The organism is Bacillus sp. FSL W8-0116, assembly GCF_038003825.1.
GTDB lineage: Bacteria > Bacillota > Bacilli > Bacillales > DSM-4216 > Bacillus_O > Bacillus_O smithii.
Window position 1 is genome coordinate 1,851,752 of the sequence record NZ_JBBOPY010000001.1, and the last position, 21,457, is coordinate 1,873,208.

At 43.0% G+C, this 21,457-nt stretch carries 12 protein-coding genes, 2 tRNA genes, 3 rRNA genes and 1 other annotated feature; of the genes, 16 read left to right on the top strand and 1 reads right to left on the bottom strand.

Annotated features, from left to right (window positions below; all coding sequences use genetic code 11):
• Positions 1-97: 97 nt before the first annotated feature.
• From dnaN to rrf, 12 genes are all read left to right on the top strand, one after another.
• Entirely contained in the window at positions 98-1,240 is a 1,143-nt protein-coding gene (gene dnaN, locus N1I86_RS08740; RefSeq protein WP_003353421.1) for a DNA polymerase III subunit beta, read from the top strand.
• Between the two features lie 403 nt (positions 1,241-1,643).
• A complete protein-coding gene (yaaA, locus tag N1I86_RS08745) occupies positions 1,644-1,862 on the top strand; it encodes a S4 domain-containing protein YaaA (RefSeq protein ID WP_003353420.1) in 219 nt (72 codons plus the stop codon).
• 16 nt (positions 1,863-1,878) lie between these two features.
• Positions 1,879-3,003, top strand: coding sequence for a DNA replication/repair protein RecF (gene recF, locus N1I86_RS08750; protein WP_341095961.1), 1,125 nt, complete (start codon positions 1,879-1,881; stop codon positions 3,001-3,003).
• A gap of 4 nt (positions 3,004-3,007) precedes the next feature.
• Complete coding sequence (gene remB / locus N1I86_RS08755; RefSeq protein WP_003353417.1) at positions 3,008-3,265, top strand: extracellular matrix regulator RemB; 258 nt, start codon at positions 3,008-3,010, stop codon at positions 3,263-3,265.
• Between the two features lie 279 nt (positions 3,266-3,544).
• A complete protein-coding gene (gene gyrB / locus N1I86_RS08760; RefSeq protein WP_270583207.1) occupies positions 3,545-5,470 on the top strand; it encodes a DNA topoisomerase (ATP-hydrolyzing) subunit B in 1,926 nt (641 codons plus the stop codon).
• A gap of 101 nt (positions 5,471-5,571) precedes the next feature.
• A complete protein-coding gene (gene gyrA, locus N1I86_RS08765) occupies positions 5,572-8,037 on the top strand; it encodes a DNA gyrase subunit A (RefSeq protein WP_341095964.1) in 2,466 nt (821 codons plus the stop codon).
• A 328-nt stretch (positions 8,038-8,365) separates the two neighbouring features.
• Complete coding sequence (locus N1I86_RS08770) at positions 8,366-9,457, top strand: HD-GYP domain-containing protein (protein WP_003353413.1); 1,092 nt, start codon at positions 8,366-8,368, stop codon at positions 9,455-9,457.
• A 367-nt stretch (positions 9,458-9,824) separates the two neighbouring features.
• Positions 9,825-11,379 (top strand): 16S ribosomal RNA (locus N1I86_RS08775).
• A 189-nt stretch (positions 11,380-11,568) separates the two neighbouring features.
• A tRNA-Ile gene (locus N1I86_RS08780) sits at positions 11,569-11,645 on the top strand.
• 23 nt (positions 11,646-11,668) lie between these two features.
• A tRNA-Ala gene (locus N1I86_RS08785) sits at positions 11,669-11,744 on the top strand.
• 80 nt (positions 11,745-11,824) lie between these two features.
• Positions 11,825-14,757, top strand: a 23S ribosomal RNA gene (locus N1I86_RS08790).
• A 76-nt stretch (positions 14,758-14,833) separates the two neighbouring features.
• Positions 14,834-14,949, top strand: a 5S ribosomal RNA gene (gene rrf, locus N1I86_RS08795).
• The 16S, 23S and 5S rRNA genes sit together here with 2 tRNA genes alongside, the layout of an rRNA operon.
• A 302-nt stretch (positions 14,950-15,251) precedes the next feature.
• On the opposite strand, the gene N1I86_RS08800 is transcribed toward rrf, so the two are convergent.
• Complete coding sequence (locus N1I86_RS08800; protein ID WP_003352273.1) at positions 15,252-16,217, bottom strand: YaaC family protein; 966 nt, start codon at positions 16,215-16,217, stop codon at positions 15,252-15,254.
• 114 nt (positions 16,218-16,331) lie between these two features.
• Here N1I86_RS08800 and guaB point away from each other — a divergent pair, with 114 nt between their 5' ends.
• The 4 genes from guaB to pdxT all read left to right on the top strand — a co-directional run bounded on the left by guaB (position 16,332) and on the right by pdxT (position 21,148).
• The gene (gene guaB / locus N1I86_RS08805) at positions 16,332-17,798 is read left to right on the top strand and encodes an IMP dehydrogenase (RefSeq protein ID WP_003352272.1); all 1,467 of its coding nucleotides are present in this window, start codon (positions 16,332-16,334) and stop codon (positions 17,796-17,798) included.
• Between the two features lie 368 nt (positions 17,799-18,166).
• Entirely contained in the window at positions 18,167-19,510 is a 1,344-nt protein-coding gene (locus N1I86_RS08810) for a D-alanyl-D-alanine carboxypeptidase family protein (protein WP_003352270.1), read from the top strand.
• Positions 19,511-19,668: 158 nt separating this feature from the next.
• On the top strand, positions 19,669-20,550 hold the full coding sequence (pdxS, locus tag N1I86_RS08815) for a pyridoxal 5'-phosphate synthase lyase subunit PdxS (RefSeq protein WP_003352269.1): 882 nt from the start codon (positions 19,669-19,671) through the stop codon (positions 20,548-20,550).
• 13 nt (positions 20,551-20,563) lie between these two features.
• Complete coding sequence (pdxT, locus tag N1I86_RS08820; protein WP_003352268.1) at positions 20,564-21,148, top strand: pyridoxal 5'-phosphate synthase glutaminase subunit PdxT; 585 nt, start codon at positions 20,564-20,566, stop codon at positions 21,146-21,148.
• A gap of 54 nt (positions 21,149-21,202) precedes the next feature.
• Positions 21,203-21,413 (top strand) — a binding site (T-box leader).
• The last annotated feature ends 44 nt before the right edge of the window (positions 21,414-21,457 follow it).

The following is a 21,457-nucleotide window of genomic DNA, read 5'->3' on the forward strand; positions in this document are numbered from 1 at the left end:
CACATATCCACAGGCACTACTATTACTACTACGATTTTTTTTAAATAAAAAATATATATGTTTTTAACAAAAAATTATTCTCATGGAGGCTATTAAAATGAAATTCGTCATTCAAAAAGACCGTCTTGTTCAAAGTGTTCAAGATGTAATGAAAGCAGTTTCCTCACGAACAACAATCCCCATATTAACTGGTATAAAAATTGTAGCCGATCACAGAGGAGTTTCTTTAACAGGGAGCGATTCCGACATTTCCATTGAATCTTTTATTCCTACGGTAGAAGAAGATGATCAAATAGCGACTATACAAGAAAGCGGCGCTGTTGTTCTACAAGCTAAATTTTTCAGTGAAATCGTCAAAAAGCTGCCGCTCGACACAGTGGAAATTGAAGTCACCAATAAAAGCAATTACCAAACTGTCATACGGTCAGGGCAAGCGGAGTTCAATTTAAACGGATTGGATCCTGATGAATACCCGCATTTGCCGCAAATCGAAGATGGGAAAGTCTTTCAATTGCCAGCGGATTTAATGAAAACCATTATTCGGCAAACTGTTTTTGCAGTGTCCACGTCAGAAACACGTCCAATCTTTACAGGTGTCAACTGGAAAGTGGAAGGAAATGAACTTATTTGCGTAGCCACGGATAGCCATAGGCTTGCGCTGAGAAAAGCGGCTGTAGAAACTGAATTTGAAGAAGCATACAGCGTGGTGATCCCGGGAAAAAGTTTAAGCGAATTAAGCAAAATTTTAGATGATTCATCGGATCCAGTAGAAATTGTGTTTATGGAGAATCAAGTTTTATTCAAAATGAAACATATTTTATTCTTTTCAAGATTGCTGGAAGGGAATTATCCGGATACATCTAGACTGATTCCTACCGAAAGCAAAACCACCATTGAATTAAATACAAAAGAGTTTTTGCAAGCTATTGACCGCGCTTCTCTCCTTGCAAGAGAAGGACGAAATAATGTTGTCAAGCTATCCACCGTAGAACAAAATGAAATTGAAATTTCTTCTAATTCTCCTGAAATCGGGAAGGTCATTGAATTGGTAAAAAGCCAGCGAATTGAAGGGGAAGAGCTAAAAATCTCATTTAGCGCCAAATATATGATGGATGCTTTAAAAGCGTTGGAAGGCACCGAAATTCGTATTCAATTTACGGGAGCTATGCGCCCCTTTGTGATAAGACCTATTATGGATGACTCAATTTTGCAGCTTATTTTGCCGGTGAGAACGTATTAATTTCGTCATTAAACTGTTTTCGATCCATTTGAAAGCTGTCCGCTTTGCGGTGCCTCAACGATTACCGCAAGGCGGATCTTTGTTTAAAGCATTATGCTATAGGGTGGCTTGAGATTAAATCACTGCAAACAAAATGTTTAAAGGTTTTGATACAGAGTTTTCACTATTTGCTGGTATCTGACTCTTAAGGTTCTTCCTTCTATAGTGGATTTTATGGCGAAGGCAGGCCTTTAAAAGGGTCAGTTTTTTATTGGATGATCGAAAGAGAAAATCAGTTGCGGCCATCTCTATTTAATTCCATTCTTGGATTTGGGTGTTTTGAGACAAGTATAATTTTGAATTTACCTGATTATTTTAGTAAAATTAAATTTTAGATACTAAAATCGGAAAGCAGTGAGCACGAATGGCAGAAAAGGTTTTTATCGATACAGACACCATTACTCTTGGACAATTTTTAAAATTGATCAATGTGATTTCTACGGGTGGAATGGCTAAATGGTTTTTGAGTGAAAACGAAGTGTATATAAACGGAGAACTGGACCAACGGAGAGGGAAAAAATTAAAACCAGGCGATACCGTTGTCATTCCTTCCGTCGGTGAATTTGTCATTACACGAACTTAAAAAGGGTGTCGCGTAAATGTACATGAAAGAGTTGATATTGGAAAATTTTAGAAATTACGAATCTTTGCAATTAACTTTTGAGAATAAGGTGAATGTGATACTTGGGGAAAATGCTCAAGGAAAAACAAATGTACTCGAAGCGATTTATGTACTGGCGATGGCTAAATCCCATCGCACGTCAAACGATAAAGATTTGATTCGCTGGGATGAAGAGTATGCTAAAATAGAAGGTAGAGTGGAAAAACGGCATACCTCGATTCCATTAGAATTAACGATTTCAAAAAAAGGGAAAAAAGCGAAATCCAATCATATTGAGCAGCAAAGATTAAGTCAATATGTTGGAAATTTGAATGTCGTGATGTTTGCTCCTGAGGATCTTCATTTAGTCAAAGGAAGCCCGCAAGTTAGACGCCGTTTTATTGATATGGAGATCGGACAAATCTCTCCTGTCTATTTACATGATATTAGTCAATATCAAAAAGTTTTACAGCAAAGAAATCATTATTTAAAACAGCTGCAGGCTAATAAGCAGCACGACAAAACGATGCTGGAAGTTTTGAATGAACAGTTAATTACGTTAGCGGTAAAGATTGTTCAAAAACGTTTTGAGTTTATCCGGCTTTTAGAAGAATGGGCTCAGCCGATTCATTCCGGAATCTCCAGAGGACTTGAAAAATTAAAAATCGATTATCGTCCGTCTATCGATGTATTAGAAGATGACGATTGGTCAAAAATGGTAGAAGTATTCGAAGAAAAAATTTCTTCTCAAAAGGAGCGGGAGATTGAGCGCGGGGTCACGTTGATAGGCCCTCACCGGGATGAATTGGTTTTTATGGTGAATGGAAAAAACGTTCATATCTTTGGATCGCAAGGACAGCAAAGAACGACAGCTCTTTCTGTAAAATTGGCGGAAATTGAGTTAATTTGCTCGGAAATCGGCGAATACCCTGTGCTGCTTTTGGATGACGTTTTATCGGAATTGGACGATTTTAGACAGTCGCATTTGCTGAACACCATTCGCGAAAAAGTTCAGACATTTGTCACTACAACTAGTACAGACGGCATTCATCATCAAACGTTGAAAGAAGCAGATACTTTTCATGTGGTGGCCGGCAGGGTGTCAAAACAAGATGGAGGTTAAAAGAATGTATTTGCATGTAGGAGATGATTGCATAATACATGCAAAAGATATTGTGGCCATTTTGGATCGGAAAGGTTCGGATATTCCCAGCCTTTTGCAGTATTGGAATAGAACGGGGAAGATCCCGGAATCATCGGTTTTGCCTCCTGACTGTAAATCGATCGTCATTACAACGGAGCAAATCTATTTTTCACCGTTTGCCTCAAGTACTCTGAAAAAACATTTAACCCGCATAAATGGTCATTCAGTTTTTAATTTTTAATTTCCTTAACAAGAACGGATTCGGGATTTGCTGTCCGGAAAGGTTTGTTCAACAAACTTCCGACTTCCGACGAAATGGAGAAATTTCCTCCTGATCCACTCGACCCGGCTCATTTATGCGAAGTATACAGATCTTTAGATCGTTTATATAAATCAACATTGGATGCCCGCTTATGTTGTGTCGGGCTTTTGCGGTTATTTCCCCGTTTTTTGACGGGGCTGTACGAGCAGTGAAAGCAGGAAAAGGCATTGAAGAAAGAGCAGGTGATTGAATTTGGCGATAGATAAGAACGAACAAAATTCTCAATCGTATGATGCTAGCCAAATCCAGGTATTAGAAGGTCTGGAAGCTGTAAGAAAACGACCTGGTATGTATATTGGATCAACAAGCAGCAAAGGTCTTCACCACTTAGTCTGGGAAATCGTTGATAATAGTATTGACGAAGCACTTGCCGGATATTGCAGTGAAATCAATGTCATTGTTGAAGAAGACAACAGTATAACGGTGATTGACAACGGCCGCGGTATCCCAGTGGACATTCAAGAAAAAATGGGCCGTCCGGCAGTAGAAGTCATTATGACCGTTCTTCATGCCGGCGGGAAATTCGGCGGAGGTGGGTATAAAGTATCCGGGGGCCTTCACGGAGTTGGTGCTTCCGTTGTTAATGCCTTATCCACTGAACTGGAAGTGTTTGTCCATCGGGATGGCAATATTTATTATCAAAAATACCGGCGCGGTGTCCCAGTAGAAGATTTGAAAACGATCGGTCATACCGATCGAACGGGAACAACCGTTCATTTTAAGCCAGACCCGGAAATTTTTACGGAAACCACCGTGTTTGATTATGACGTATTAGCGACAAGAATTCGTGAACTTGCTTTTTTAAACCGGAATATCAAGATTACCATCGAAGATCGCCGTGAAGGGCAAAAAAGAAAAAATGAATATCATTACGAAGGCGGAATCAAGTCTTATGTCGCTCATTTAAATCGTACCAAGGAAGTACTTCATGAAGAACCCATTTATGTTGAAGGTTTAAAAGATGATATTCAAGTAGAAATTGCCTTGCAATACAACGAAGGTTTTTCCAGCAATATTTATTCATTTGCCAACAACATTCATACGTATGAAGGCGGAACTCATGAATCTGGTTTTAAAACAGCCTTGACTCGAGTAATCAATGATTATGCCCGCAAAAACGGACTGATAAAAGATTCGGATCAAAATTTATCAGGAGAAGATGTCAGAGAAGGGCTGACCGCCATTGTTTCCATTAAACATCCAAATCCTCAATTTGAAGGTCAAACGAAAACAAAATTAGGAAATTCAGAAGCTCGCACCGTTACGGACGCTCTTTTCTCTGAGCATTTTGAAACCTACCTACTTGAAAACCCATCCGTGGCCAGAAAAATCGTAGAAAAAGGATTGATGGCGGCGAGAGCGCGGCTGGCAGCTAAAAAAGCACGTGAATTGACAAGAAGAAAAAGTGCATTGGAAGTTTCCAGTTTACCGGGAAAACTTGCCGACTGTTCTTCACGCGATCCATCCATCAGCGAATTGTTTATTGTGGAAGGGGACTCGGCAGGAGGATCTGCCAAGCAAGGCCGCGATCGTCATTTCCAAGCCATTTTGCCTTTGAGAGGAAAAATTTTGAACGTGGAAAAAGCGCGGTTGGATAAAATTTTATCCAACAATGAGATCAGAATGATCATTACCGCTTTAGGCACCGGAATCGGGGAAGAATTCGATATTTCAAAAGCCCGCTACCATAAGGTGGTCATCATGACGGATGCCGATGTAGACGGTGCTCATATCCGTACGTTATTATTAACCTTTTTTTATCGTTATATGCGCCAAATCATTGAAGCGGGCTATGTTTATATAGCACAGCCTCCTTTATATAAAGTTTCTCAAGGAAAGCGAATTGAGTATGCATATAATGATCGGCAATTGGACGAAATTTTATCCAGTCTTCCAGAAAGTCCAAAACCAGGCATTCAACGTTATAAAGGTTTAGGGGAAATGAATCCGGAACAATTATGGGAAACAACAATGGATCCTGAAACAAGAGCAATGCTTCAAGTTAGTTTGGAAGATGCCATAGAAGCTGACGAAACATTTGAAATGCTGATGGGAGACAAAGTAGAACCGCGCAGACAATTTATTGAAGAAAATGCTTTGCACGTAAAAAATCTAGATGTTTAATACAGCAGGATAGATGAAAAGTCTATCCTGCCTTCGTAAAGAAAACAGATTCTTACGGCTGACACGCCGGGAACTGTGTGTATGAAGGAGGTTCTTAATAAATGGCAGATATGCCTAGTTCTAGAGTACAAGAAGTGAATATCAGCCAGGAAATGCGTTCTTCCTTTCTTGATTATGCCATGAGCGTCATCGTCTCCCGTGCTATCCCCGATGTCCGCGATGGTCTTAAGCCGGTGCATCGCCGTATTTTATACGCGATGAACGATCTTGGAATGACGCCGGATAAAGCATATAAAAAATCGGCTCGTATTGTCGGCGAAGTCATTGGGAAGTACCATCCTCACGGTGATGCCGCCGTTTATGAAACGATGGTCCGTATGGCTCAAGATTTCAGCTACCGCTATATGCTTGTGGACGGACATGGAAATTTCGGTTCCATTGACGGTGATCCCGCTGCCGCTATGCGTTATACGGAAGCCCGTATGTCCAAAATTTCGATGGAATTATTAAGGGACATAAATAAAGACACGATTGACTATAAAGATAACTATGATGGATCTGAAAAAGAGCCTGAAGTGTTACCATCCCGATTCCCTAACCTGCTTGTAAACGGATCATCAGGAATTGCGGTTGGAATGGCAACCAATATCCCGCCTCATCAGTTGGGAGAAGTCATTGATGGCATTTTAGCATTAAGCAAAAACCCGGACATTACGATTTCAGAGTTAATGGAGTACATTCCGGGGCCTGATTTCCCAACAGCAGGACTTATTATGGGAAGAAGAGGCATTCGTAGAGCGTATGAAACCGGCAGAGGGTCGATTACACTACGGGCGAAAGCGGAAATTGAAACAAAATCCAACGGAAAAGAAGCCATTATCATCACTGAAATTCCTTATCAAGTCAATAAAGCCAAATTAATTGAAAAAATCGCAGAACTCGCTCGTGATAAAAGAATAGATGGCATTACGGATTTAAGAGATGAATCAGACCGTCGCGGTATGAGAATTGTCATCGAAGTGCGCAAAGATGCCAATGCCAATGTATTGCTTAATAATTTATATAAACATACAGCTTTGCAAACAAGTTTTGGCATCAATTTGTTGGCTCTTGTAGACGGTCAACCTAAAGTATTGAACTTGAAGCAATGCCTGCATTATTATCTCGAGCACCAAAAAGTTGTCATTCGCAGAAGAACGGAATTTGATTTGCGAAAAGCAGAAGCGCGTGCACATATTCTGGAAGGATTGCGCATTGCACTCGATCATATTGATGAAATTATTAATCTTATCCGCTCCTCTCAAACAACGGATATTGCCCGGCAAGGATTAATGGAACGTTTTTCTTTATCCGAAAAACAAGCCCAAGCCATTCTTGATATGAGGCTGCAGCGGTTGACAGGTTTGGAACGGGAAAAAATTGAAGAAGAATATCAAAATCTGATTCGTTTAATCGCTGAACTAAAAGCAATTCTTGCCGATGAAGAGAAAGTACTGCAAATTATCCGCGACGAACTTTTAGAAATTAAAGAACGTTTTAATGATAAACGCCGTACAGCGATCATGGATAGCGGAGTCGACGAAATTGAAGATGAAGACCTGATTCCCGAGGAAAATATCGTGATTTCGCTCACTCATAACGGTTATATTAAACGCCTTCCACTTTCTACTTACAAAAGCCAAAAGCGCGGCGGCAGAGGCATTCAAGGCATGGGAACGAACGAAAATGATTTTGTGGAACATCTCATTACGACGTCGACCCATGACACGATTTTATTTTTCACTAACAAAGGAAAAGTGTATAAAACGAAAGGGTATGAGATACCGGAATTAGGAAGAACCGCAAAGGGAATTCCAATCATCAATGTGCTTGGAATTGAGAAAGATGAATGGATTAATACCATGATAGCCGTGGAAGAATATCATGAAAATTGGTATTTAGTCTTTACGACCAAGCATGGGATTACAAAACGAACGCCGCTGAGAGAGTATGCTCATATTCGTACGAACGGCTTGATTGCTTTGACATTAAGGGAAAATGACGAACTCATTTCGGTTAAATTGACAGATGGAAACCAAGATATTGTCATTGGAACAAAGAACGGCATGATGATTCGGTTTAAAGAAACGGAAGTTCGGTCGATGGGTAGAACTTCTACTGGTGTGAAAGGAATTACGTTGGATGATGACGATGAAGTTATTGGAATGGAATTGCTGCATGATGGCGAAGAAGTTCTGATCGTTACTCGAAACGGTTATGGAAAACGAACAAATGAAGCTGAATATCGAATTCAAGGGCGCGGAGGAAAAGGATTGCGCACTTGCAGAATCACTCCGAAAAACGGTCCTCTTGTCGCTATAAAAACGATTTCTGGTGAAGAAGACATCATGCTCATGACTGCTGGTGGTGTTTTAATTAGGATGGATGTTCAAGACATTTCTCGAACGGGAAGAAATGCACAAGGAGTAAAATTAATTCGCCTTGACGAAGATGAATATGTCGCCACCGTAGCCGTTGTTGAAAAAGAAGAAAGCGACAAAGAAGAAGATCAAGAAACGGAAGAATAGGTCAAATTTCTTCTTCAGGACAATTCATTAAATTTTCCGCTAACTGTAATGATGTGAGGAAACATATAAGCTAATCGATTTATATATATTCATTAGGTGGTCTTAAAAATGGTGTATCTTCTCTCTCGATTGAAGAAAGAGAAGATAGACCTTTTTCTTTTGTCTAATTTCCTTTGTATACTGGGATGAAAAAAAGAACTATTTTAGACCGATTAGGAATGAATGAAAAATTGTAAAATTAATAATTTTTTGCTATATTTTTTAATTCTCTCCTCATTTCGGAGTTTTTTTGGTAAATTGGTAATAGATAATGATGGAGGGATTCTTAATGGAGGTAAGAGTGGAAGAGCTGGAAGAGGGTCTGACTTTAAACAGCGATGTTTTAGGTCTTTCAGGCTATCCTATTATTCCTAAAAATACAGTACTAACAGATGAGCATATCGAGATCTTGAAAGCCTTTTCCATATCATCTGTCGATGTAAAAGGCAAGGAACGGAAGAATTCATTCACTAAATCCAAAAATCAATCGCCAGTGTCAGCCGTTCGAACGCAAGAATTTGAAAAAAATACGAATAAGCAAACAAACCTTTTTGATTTGTATATGAATGGGGTAGTGTCGTACGAAAGAGAATTCAAAAAATGGCAGTCCGGATTGGGAATTGACATAAATGCTGTAAGAAAGATTATTCTGCCTTTAATAAAAACGATCGAATTTCAAAAAGATAAATTGATTGAAATTCTTGATTTTACGACAAAAGAGAAATATTTATTTCATCATGCAGTATCTGTAGGCATGATCAGCAGTTCCTTAGCCCAAGAAATGAAGCTTGGAAATGGGACGTCCATTCAAGTGGGACTAGCGGGTTTATTAGCGGATTGCGGCATGGCTAAAATCAATGGTACTCTTTTAAAGCCGGATAAACAATTATTTTCTCAATATAATGACATTAAGCAGCATGTCATGCATAGCTATAATATGGTCAAAAACATTAATCTATTGAGGACGGAAACGAAGCTTAGCATTCTCCAGCATCATGAAAGACTAGATGGAAGCGGTTATCCTCTAGGTGAAAAAGGTAAGAGAATCCATTTACTTTCACAAATAGTAGGTATTGCGGATCTTTTTCATCATATGGTTTCAGAAAGAGTTCATGAGAAAAAACAACCGTTATTTAAAGTGCTCGAAACGATTCGTCATGATTTGTTCGGACAATTTGATATTCAAGTTGTTAATGCTCTTTTAAGTGTTTTCGCTCGTCTATCGATTGGCACAAGAATCCAGCTGATGGATCAAAGGATCGCAACGGTTCTATTTGTAAATGACAATGAAAAAACAAGACCGATTATTAAAATAGAGGGTACAAACGAAGTGATTGACATGGCGGCTAAAAGAAATTTGGTCATTGATAAGGTTCTTTAAAAGAGTTTAAAGCTCAATCACGGAGGTCTATATTCTTTTATGTTATTTTAATCAAATTACATTTAATGGATGATTGAAATTCGAGCTGTTTCGCAGTTCATTGAAAATAGGAGTTTAACTATTGTTTTAAACTATACTTTTGAAAAAACAAAAACAGACATTATACGAAAATAGGGGTTGAAATCTTTCAAGATCATTGTTATCATATCTAGCGGAAAGTTTTTTGGTCATGTTTTTTCTTTTAAAAAAATATTGACTCACTAATTTGAATGTGATAATATATAAAAGTCGCTTAATTGATCTTTGAAAACTGAACAAAACGAAGCGTAAACCAATGTTTCGATAGAAACAAGCCAAGTCAAATTTCTTTTTGGAGAGTTTGATCCTGGCTCAGGACGAACGCTGGCGGCGTGCCTAATACATGCAAGTCGAGCGGACTTTCAAGAAGCTTGCTTTTTGAAAGTTAGCGGCGGACGGGTGAGTAACACGTGGGCAACCTGCCTGCAAGACGGGGATAACTCCGGGAAACCGGGGCTAATACCGGATAATACCTTCCTTCGCATGAAGGAAGGTTGAAAGGCGGCGCAAGCTGCCGCTTGCAGATGGGCCCGCGGCGCATTAGCTAGTTGGTGAGGTAACGGCTCACCAAGGCGACGATGCGTAGCCGACCTGAGAGGGTGATCGGCCACACTGGGACTGAGACACGGCCCAGACTCCTACGGGAGGCAGCAGTAGGGAATCTTCCGCAATGGACGAAAGTCTGACGGAGCAACGCCGCGTGAGCGAAGAAGGTCTTCGGATCGTAAAGCTCTGTTGTCAGGGAAGAACAAGTACCGTTCGAACAGGGCGGTACCTTGACGGTACCTGACCAGAAAGCCACGGCTAACTACGTGCCAGCAGCCGCGGTAATACGTAGGTGGCAAGCGTTGTCCGGAATTATTGGGCGTAAAGCGCGCGCAGGCGGTCTCTTAAGTCTGATGTGAAAGCCCACGGCTCAACCGTGGAGGGTCATTGGAAACTGGGAGACTTGAGTGCAGAAGAGGAGAGCGGAATTCCACGTGTAGCGGTGAAATGCGTAGAGATGTGGAGGAACACCAGTGGCGAAGGCGGCTCTCTGGTCTGTAACTGACGCTGAGGCGCGAAAGCGTGGGGAGCGAACAGGATTAGATACCCTGGTAGTCCACGCCGTAAACGATGAGTGCTAAGTGTTAGAGGGCTTCCACCCTTTAGTGCTGCAGCTAACGCATTAAGCACTCCGCCTGGGGAGTACGGCCGCAAGGCTGAAACTCAAAGGAATTGACGGGGGCCCGCACAAGCGGTGGAGCATGTGGTTTAATTCGAAGCAACGCGAAGAACCTTACCAGGTCTTGACATCCTTCGCTACCTCTAGAGATAGAGGGTTCCCCTTCGGGGGACGGAGTGACAGGTGGTGCATGGTTGTCGTCAGCTCGTGTCGTGAGATGTTGGGTTAAGTCCCGCAACGAGCGCAACCCTTGACCTTAGTTGCCAGCATTCAGTTGGGCACTCTAAGGTGACTGCCGGTGACAAACCGGAGGAAGGTGGGGATGACGTCAAATCATCATGCCCCTTATGACCTGGGCTACACACGTGCTACAATGGATGGTACAAAGGGTCGCGAAACCGCGAGGTGGAGCCAATCCCAAAAAACCATTCTCAGTTCGGATTGCAGGCTGCAACTCGCCTGCATGAAGCCGGAATCGCTAGTAATCGCGGATCAGCATGCCGCGGTGAATACGTTCCCGGGCCTTGTACACACCGCCCGTCACACCACGAGAGTTTGCAACACCCGAAGTCGGTGAGGTAACCCTTACGGGAGCCAGCCGCCGAAGGTGGGGCAGATGATTGGGGTGAAGTCGTAACAAGGTAGCCGTATCGGAAGGTGCGGCTGGATCACCTCCTTTCTAAGGAAGAAGAAAAGCAGAGGCGACTGTTCAGGTGCGACAAGCACAAGACAGCTTGCGAGGAGGTAGTATTTCAACCACCGCAGCAAGATGGATTGTGACCTCGAGCACCTAGGAGCCGGAGCTGGACAGATATCAATTGTACGCTTTCGTTTTGTTCAGTTTTGAAGGATCAATCCTTCCTGGTGGGGGCCTGTAGCTCAGCTGGTTAGAGCGCACGCCTGATAAGCGTGAGGTCGATGGTTCAAGTCCATTCAGGCCCACCATGTGAAAACCCAATAGAAATGAAGGGGCCTTAGCTCAGCTGGGAGAGCGCCTGCTTTGCACGCAGGAGGTCAGCGGTTCGATCCCGCTAGGCTCCACCAAATCTGATTGTTCCTTGAAAACTAGATAGAAGAAAGAAGCAGCATAAACCGAGTATCGCCATCTAGGATAAAACCAACATGGTTAAGTTAGAAAGGGCGCACGGTGGATGCCTTGGCACTAGGAGCCGATGAAGGACGGGACTAACTCCGAAAAGCTCCGGGGAGCTGTACGTAAGCGTTGATCCGGAGATTTCCGAATGGGGAAACCCGCTGCCCGTAATGGGGCAGCATCCTTGCCTGAATCCATAGGGTAAGGAAGGCAACCCGGGGAACTGAAACATCTAAGTACCCGGAGGAAGAGAAAGCAACAGCGATTCCCTGAGTAGCGGCGAGCGAAACGGGAACAGCCCAAACCAGAAGGCTTGCCTTCTGGGGTTGTAGGACACCAATGGTGGAGTCACAAAGGAACGAGGTAGACGAAGAGGTCTGGAAAGGCCCGTCAGAGAAGGTAACAACCCTGTAGTCGAAACTTCGTTCCCTCCCTGGTGGATCCTGAGTACGGCGGGACACGAGGAATCCCGTCGGAAGCTGGGAGGACCATCTCCCAAGGCTAAATACTCCCTAGTGACCGATAGTGAACCAGTACCGTGAGGGAAAGGTGAAAAGCACCCCGGGAGGGGAGTGAAAGAGAACCTGAAACCGTGTGCCTACAAGTAGTCAGAGCCCGTTTACGGGTGATGGCGTGCCTTTTGTAGAATGAACCGGCGAGTTGCGATCTCATGCGAGGTTAAGTCGAAAAGACGGAGCCGCAGCGAAAGCGAGTCTGAACAGGGCGCATGAGTATGGGGTCGCAGACCCGAAACCAGGTGATCTACCCATGTCCAGGGTGAAGGTGAGGTAACACTTACTGGAGGCCCGAACCCACGCACGTTGAAAAGTGCGGGGATGAGGTGTGGGTAGGGGTGAAATTCCAATCGAACTTGGAGATAGCTGGTTCTCTCCGAAATAGCTTTAGGGCTAGCCTCAAGGAAAGAGTCTTGGAGGTAGAGCACTGTTTGGACTAGGGGCCCTCATCGGGTTACCGAATTCAGACAAACTCCGAATGCCAGCGACTTATCCTTGGGAGTCAGACTGCGAGTGATAAGATCCGTGGTCAAAAGGGAAACAGCCCAGACCGCCAGCTAAGGTCCCAAAGTATACGTTAAGTGGAAAAGGATGTGGAATTGCTTAGACAACCAGGATGTTGGCTTAGAAGCAGCCACCATTTAAAGAGTGCGTAATAGCTCACTGGTCGAGTGATTCTGCGCCGAAAATGTACCGGGGCTAAACGTATCACCGAAGCTGCGGGTGGACACCTTCGGGTGTCCGCGGTAGGAGAGCGTTCTAAGGGCAGAGAAGCCAGACCGGAAGGACTGGTGGAGCGCTTAGAAGTGAGAATGCCGGTATGAGTAGCGAAAGAAGGGTGAGAATCCCTTCCACCGAATGCCTAAGGTTTCCTGAGGAAGGCTCGTCCTCTCAGGGTTAGTCGGGACCTAAGCCGAGGCCGACAGGCGTAGGCGATGGACAACAGGTTGATATTCCTGTACCACCTCTTTTCCGTTTGAGCGATGGGGGGACGCAGGAGGATAGGGTAAGCGCACGGTTGGATGTGCGTCCAAGCAGTGAGAGGGGCAGCGAGGCAAATCCCGTTGCCACTCACCTCAAGCTGTGACGGCGAGGGAAATATAGTACCGAAGTTCCTGATTCCACACTGCCAAGAAAAGCCTCTAGCGAGGAAAAAGGTGCCCGTACCGCAAACCGACACAGGTAGGCGAGGAGAGAATCCTAAGGTGTGCGAGAGAACTCTCGTTAAGGAACTCGGCAAAATGACCCCGTAACTTCGGGAGAAGGGGTGCTTTTTGGGGTGCATAGCCCCGAGAAGCCGCAGTGAATAGGCCCAGGCGACTGTTTAGCAAAAACACAGGTCTCTGCGAAGCCGTAAGGCGAAGTATAGGGGCTGACGCCTGCCCGGTGCTGGAAGGTTAAGGGGAGCGCTTAAAGCTTTGCTTGAAGGTGCGAACCGAAGCCCCAGTAAACGGCGGCCGTAACTATAACGGTCCTAAGGTAGCGAAATTCCTTGTCAGGTAAGTTCTGACCCGCACGAAAGGCGTAACGATCTGGGCACTGTCTCAACGAGAGACTCGGTGAAATTATAGTACCTGTGAAGATGCAGGTTACCCGCGACAGGACGGAAAGACCCCGTGGAGCTTTACTGCAGCCTGATATTGAATTTTGGTACAGCTTGTACAGGATAGGTAGGAGCCTTAGAAACCGGAGCGCCAGCTTCGGTGGAGGCGCCGGTGGGATACTACCCTGGCTGTACTGAAATTCTAACCCGCACCCCTGATCGGGGTGGGAGACAGTGTCAGGTGGGCAGTTTGACTGGGGCGGTCGCCTCCTAAAAGGTAACGGAGGCGCCCAAAGGTTCCCTCAGAATGGTTGGAAATCATTCGCAGAGTGCAAAGGCAGAAGGGAGCTTGACTGCGAGACCTACAAGTCGAGCAGGGACGAAAGTCGGGCTTAGTGATCCGGTGGTTCCGTATGGAAGGGCCATCGCTCAACGGATAAAAGCTACCCCGGGGATAACAGGCTTATCTCCCCCAAGAGTCCACATCGACGGGGAGGTTTGGCACCTCGATGTCGGCTCATCGCATCCTGGGGCTGTAGTCGGTCCCAAGGGTTGGGCTGTTCGCCCATTAAAGCGGTACGCGAGCTGGGTTCAGAACGTCGTGAGACAGTTCGGTCCCTATCCGTCGCGGGCGCAGGAAATTTGAGAGGAGCTGTCCTTAGTACGAGAGGACCGGGATGGACGCACCGCTGGTGTACCAGTTGTCTCGCCAGAGGCATCGCTGGGTAGCTATGTGCGGAAGGGATAAGTGCTGAAAGCATCTAAGCATGAAGCCCCCCTCAAGATGAGATTTCCCATTTCTTCGGAAAGTAAGATCCCTGAAAGATGATCAGGTAGATAGGTCCGAGGTGGAAGCGTGGTGACACGTGGAGCTGACGGATACTAATCGATCGAGGACTTAACCAAAAGAAAGCGCGAAATCGGTGAAACTGCTTCTTCTATCTAGTTTTGAAGGAACAATCGTTCCGACAACTGCATACCGTCTGGTGGCGATGGCGAAGAGGTCACACCCGTTCCCATCCCGAACACGGAAGTTAAGCTCTTCAGCGCCGATGGTAGTGAGGGGTTTCCCCTTGCGAGAGTAGGACGCTGCCAGGCAAAAGAGAAGGACTTGTTCAACAAGTCCTTTTTTGTTTGAAAGAAGTGATATACCGTTTTGGCTTGTTGTGATGCCGCTTGAATGAGAGAAACTAATGTGTCTCTTTTTCTAAATAAAACAATCGACTGCGTTTACTTTTGATCGACTGTTCCATTTTTTTAATCAGGCATGTTTCCCAAGTTGCTCGCACTTAGCATAGCGGGATTTCAAGGTCAAATTGAAAAAAGAAGAAATCGAGTAAAGATGTGAAAAAAAGAATGGTGTGCTAAATATTTCAATAAAAAATCTTAAGAAGATAATCCTATTTTTCCATTGGCCATTGCTGCAAGTAGTGAGCAATAAAAATTGGCACCTTGTGAGAAGATACTGACATGAATTGGGTAATAAAGGGATAGTCTTCATTGGGGTTGGTTTTTATCAGTTCAAGCCACCACTCTGTTTCATATCTCGCGATCATACTAAGATTGTACAACAAGGCATAGTGAACCATTAGTTCTGGTAGAAAAAAGTTCCTTTTTTCTATAGGGAAGGCGAGTGTTTGATTTTCAAAGTGGTATCGCAGCGGAGGATACTCTAATTTATTCCCTTGAAAGGTAAGCTGAAAATAATGGTCATCATGTTGTTCAATGTTCATTTCTTCTCTTATTTTACTGTTCAGGTAATCGATGAATCTTGTTTCGGTCATATGAAAACCGTTTAATATATTTTTTGTCAATAAGAAAGATTGGTGCTGTTTCTTTTCAAGAAGAATAAAGCTGTTTTTTCCGAAAAGAAATCTGAAGGCATTCGATAGTTCAGGTACTTCAAGCAATAGATGTTTCATAACAAACTTTTCTCCTTCTAGTTGTTTCACGTGAAACAATTTATTGGCAAAATGCATAAATAAACCGTTTTTTTGGATTTTCACTTCATCATCTAGAAATTGATAATTTTGTTTTTTTCTTTTTCTGGTGGAGAGGCCGTGTGCAAGCACAGATGTATTTTCCGGATAATAAGGGTCTACTGTTAATAAACAAGCTTTGATGAATTGAATGGTGCCGTAAAAAAGCAAAATAGGCTGCAAAGAAACAGGCGACTGTCGTACTTGTTGAAAATAGGATATTCCATGTTCGATAAAGTGCATAAATCGGGTGCAATTATGAAAACTGAGGGAAGTGGCTTGTTCACGATTTAAGGATTTATAGCATTGATATAGATATTTTTGAGAGGTGGAAGCGGACTGAAAATAATTTAAAATTTGGAATGGATCAAAATGGTTCTCTATCATGATAAACTGCCTCCCAAAATGTTTGAAAAATCAAACTTATTGTGGATATCTTGACAGTATTTTATCCAATTGATAACCTACTAATAATATTTTGGACTAGGAGGGCGAGAAAAAATGTGGGAAACCAAATTTGTAAAAGAAGGACTAACTTTTGACGATGTTCTGTTGATGCCTGCAAAGTCGGATGTATTGCCAAGAGACGTGGATTTAAGTGTTTCTTTAACAGAAACATTGAAGTTAAATATTCCTATTATCAGCGCTGGTATGGATACCGTAACGGAAGCGGAAATGGCGATTGCCATGGCTCGTCAAGGCGGATTGGGGATTATTCATAAAAATATGAGCATTGAACAGCAGGCGGAGCAAGTTGATAAGGTGAAACGGTCAGAGAGCGGCGTCATTACGGATCCTTTCTTTTTAACGCCTGAACATCAAGTGTATGATGCTGAACATTTGATGGGCAAGTATAGAATTTCCGGGGTCCCGATTGTAAACAATGAACAAGAACAAAAATTAGTCGGCATTATTACGAACCGGGATTTACGGTTTGTACAAGATTATTCCATCAAGATTTCTGAAGTGATGACAAAAGAGAATTTAGTAACGGCTCCGGTTGGGACGACATTAGAAGAAGCTGAAAAAATCCTTCAGAAGCATAAAATTGAAAAACTGCCATTGATTGATGAGAACGGTGTATTAAAAGGATTAATTACGATTAAAGATATTGAAAAGGTGATTGAGTTTCCGAACTCTGCGAAAGATAAGAAAGGACGGCTTTTAGCGGGTGCTGCTGTAGGTGTTACGAAAGACACGATGAAACGTGTGGAGATGTTGGTAAAGGCGAATGTCGATGTCATTGTCATTGATACCGCGCATGGCCATTCGCAAGGAGTTATTAATACCGTGAAAGAAATACGGGCCGCTTATCCGACACTCAATATTATTGCCGGTAACGTTGCAACTGCAGAAGCGACAAGAGCTTTAATTGAAGCAGGGGCAGACATTGTGAAAGTTGGGATCGGACCTGGTTCGATTTGTACGACGCGCGTTGTGGCTGGAGTAGGCGTGCCGCAAATAACAGCGATATATGATTGTGCAACGGAAGCAAGAAAATACGGAAAAGCGATTATTGCGGACGGTGGAATCAAATATTCCGGAGACATTGTCAAGGCGTTGGCTGCCGGAGGGCATGCTGTTATGCTAGGAAGCTTGCTGGCTGGAACTTCCGAAAGCCCTGGAGAAACGGAAATTTATCAAGGACGACGTTTTAAAGTGTATCGAGGAATGGGTTCGATCGGTGCGATGGAAAGTGGTTCAAAAGACCGTTATTTCCAAGAAGATGCCAAAAAATTAGTTCCGGAAGGGATTGAAGGTCGTGTTCCTTATAAAGGACCGCTTGCTGACACGATTTATCAGCTGGTTGGCGGAATCCGTTCGGGCATGGGATACTGTGGCACCAAAAATTTGGAAGAATTGAGAGAAAATGCTCAATTTATCCGGATGACAGGTGCTGGATTAAGAGAAAGCCATCCGCATGATGTCCAAATTACGAAAGAAGCCCCAAATTATTCTTTGTCTTAATGATTGAAATCTGTTTTTGATGTCAACATGACAAATCTCGAGGCGGTAGGGAAATAGCCCTGCCGCCGTTTATTTTTTCTGGTCTAAAAGTAGGTCACAATGAAAGGGAGTCCTTTAGTAATCTAATAGAATTCAAGTTTTAAAAATCATAAAATCAGTTTTCATTCTTGCCGTAAACGAAATGAACCAGATTACTTAATACATTTCAAATAAGCTGAAAGGAAAAAAGATTCTACGGATATAGTCATGCCTATGGGCCCATTGTGATCGTTTCGAAAATAAAAAGTAGTCCAATCCTCTGTCTACTTTTTGTCTTGAGAGTATGATAAAATATCGAAGGTGTACATATAAAGATGGAGGGCTATTGAGTGAGAAAGAAGAAGGTTTACAAAAGTATCGCCTGTTTAGTCAGCTTGTTGCTATTGACCGTTTTACTTCAATCTCCCGTTCAAGCTCAAGCGGAAGAAACTCCAAATATTAACGCTGCAGCTGCGATTTTAATAGATGGAGATACCGGGAAAATTTTATACGAAAAAAATGCTGATAAAATGTTGGGAATTGCAAGTATGACTAAAATGATGACAGAATACTTGCTTTTGGAAGCGATTAAAGAAAAAAAGGTCAGCTGGGATACGGAATATCGAGTAAGTGATCGTGTTTATAAAATTTCCCAGGAAAGAAATTTTTCAAATGTCCCACTGCGATTAGGAGAAAAGTATAAAATACGAGAATTATATGAAGCCATGGCAATTTATTCTGCCGATGCCGCTTCAATAGCTATCGCCGAAACCATTGCTGGCTCCGAAGAAAACTTTGTGAAATTAATGAACCAAAAAGCGAAAGAACTTGGCTTGCAGTGCAAATTTGTGAATGCAACCGGTTTAAGCAACAAAGATTTAAAAGGAATGTATCCGAAAAATTCAGGGCCAAACGATGAAAATTTGATGACAGCAAGATCTACTGCAAAATTAGCTTATCGACTTATAAAAGATTATCCGGAAGTGTTAAAAACAGCCAGCATTCCCAAAAAGAAATTTCGCCCTGGAACAGCCGATGAAATCAATATGGAAAATTGGAACTGGATGTTGCCGGGATTAGTTTTTGCTTACAAAGGAATGGATGGTTTAAAAACAGGGACAACCGATTTTGCTGGATATTGTTTTGCAGGTACGGCCAAGCGAGGAAATGTACGTCTTATTTCTGTTGTGATGAATGCAAAGGATCCAAGTGGAAAAGGTTCTTATAATGCCAGATTTACCGAAACGAAAAAACTGTTGGATTATGGGTTTAATGAGTTCTCTCGACAAAAAATTTATCCGGCTAAATTACAATTAAAAGGATACGAAACGATAAAGGTTGAAAAAGGAAAAGACAAAGAAGTGACCATTTATACAAACAAGCCTTTTTATGACCTCGTAAAAAAAGGTGAACCTAAAAAATATACCGCTTCTTTCACGCCGGATAGGTCAAAGATTGATAAAAACGGCGCTTTGAAAGCACCTGTTCAAAAAGGTGAAACAGTCGGCTATTTAACCTTCCATTCTGAAACCAACAATCCGTTGGGATACTTGTCAAAAGAGGAAGAAAAAAAGGCTAGCATCCCGGTTGTAACGGCAAAAGCGGTGGATAAAGCGAACTGGTTCATCCTTTCACTACGAAGTATTGGGGATCTTTTCGATGGAATGTTTTCCACAGTTAAAAGCTGGTTTTGATAGTTTTTGACCTCCTTGTATTGACAGGAGGTTTTTTTTGTTGTTTATTTAAATTCAAGGGAATCATATGATCCTCCAATCATATCAGAAAACCCGGATATTTCAAAATTTTTAACAAATAATCATATAGACGTCCTTGTCTGAAGGGGGAATTACAAGTGAGTACAGGTACAGATCGGGTTAAAAGAGGAATGGCCGAAATGCAAAAAGGCGGAGTCATTATGGACGTTGTCAATGCTGAACAGGCCAAAATTGCTGAAGCAGCAGGAGCAGTGGCTGTTATGGCATTGGAAAGAGTCCCTGCTGATATCCGAGCAGCCGGTGGAGTAGCAAGAATGGCAGATCCGCGCGTTGTGGAAGAAGTTATGAATGCTGTTAGCATTCCAGTCATGGCAAAAGCAAGAATTGGTCATATTGTGGAAGCTCGTGTGCTGGAAGCGATGGGTGTAGACTATATCGATGAAAGTGAAGTATTGACACCGGCAGATGAGGAATTTCATATTAATAAAAAAGAATTTACGGTTCCATTTGTATGCGGATGCCGTGATCTTGGAGAAGCTGCCCGTCGTATTGGGGAAGGAGCGTCTATGTTAAGGACAAAAGGAGAACCTGGTACCGGAAATATTGTGGAGGCAGTTCGCCATATGCGCAAAGTCAACGCGCAAGTTCGAAAAGTAGTTCATATGAGCGAAGACGAGCTCATGACGGAAGCTAAGAAATTAGGAGCTCCTTATGAAGTATTGCTTCAAATTAAAAAAGAAGGTCGTCTTCCAGTTGTCAACTTTGCGGCTGGTGGGGTTGCTACACCTGCTGATGCAGCGCTTATGATGGAATTGGGAGCGGACGGAGTATTTGTCGGTTCTGGTATCTTTAAATCTGAAAATCCGGAAAGATTTGCAAAAGCGATTGTAGAAGCAACGACTCACTACCAAGATTATGAATTAATTGCAGAATTATCGAAGAATTTAGGAATTCCGATGAAAGGAATGGAAATCTCCACGCTTTCTCCGGAAAACCGGATGCAAGAGCGCGGTTGGTAAGGGGTTAAACAACATGAAAATTGGAGTACTAGGACTTCAAGGTGCTGTTCGTGAACATATTCGATCTGTAGAAGCATGCGGCGAAGAAGCGTTTGAAATTAAAAAAGTCGATCAGTTGAAAGATTTGGACGGGCTGATTCTTCCCGGGGGAGAAAGCACTACAATGAGACGGCTGATCGACCGCTATGGATTTTTAGAACCTATTAAAGAATTGGCCAATAGCGGAAAACCGATTTTTGGAACATGTGCCGGCCTTATTTTACTGGCGAAAGAAATTGTCGGTTATCAACAACCGCACTTAGGACTCATGGATGTGACGGTGGAACGAAATTCATTTGGTAGACAGCGGGAAAGCTTCGAAGCTGAACTTGATATTAAAGACGTTGGCGAGTCTTTCCCGGCAGTATTTATTCGTGCTCCGCATATTGTGAAAGTCGGCCCTAATGTCGAAGTGCTCGCAAAACATGAAGATCGGATTGTAGCGGCACGGGAAGGCAATCTATTAGGATGTTCTTTCCACCCGGAATTAACGGATGATTATCGGTTTACGAAGTATTTTTTGAACATGGTAAAAGAAGCCAAACAAGCTCGCGTATAAACAACTTGCGAGAGAACGAAAATTATAGTAAATTGGTCTTGAAAATTAAAGAAGATCAAAGCAATGACAGGAAATAGTAGCAGGACATCCCTGGCATAGAGAGTCGATGGTCGGTGGAAATCGAACCGGGATGCTTGTGAATCCATCCTGGAGTGGAATGCTGAAAAAATGAGTAGGCATTTCCGGTTCTCGCCGTTATCCAGATGAAGTGGAAAGTGTGCAACTTTCAATTAGGGTGGCAACGCGGGTTACTCTCGTCCCTTATACAGGGATGAGAGTTTTTTTGTGGATTCAGAGAAACCGGTTGAG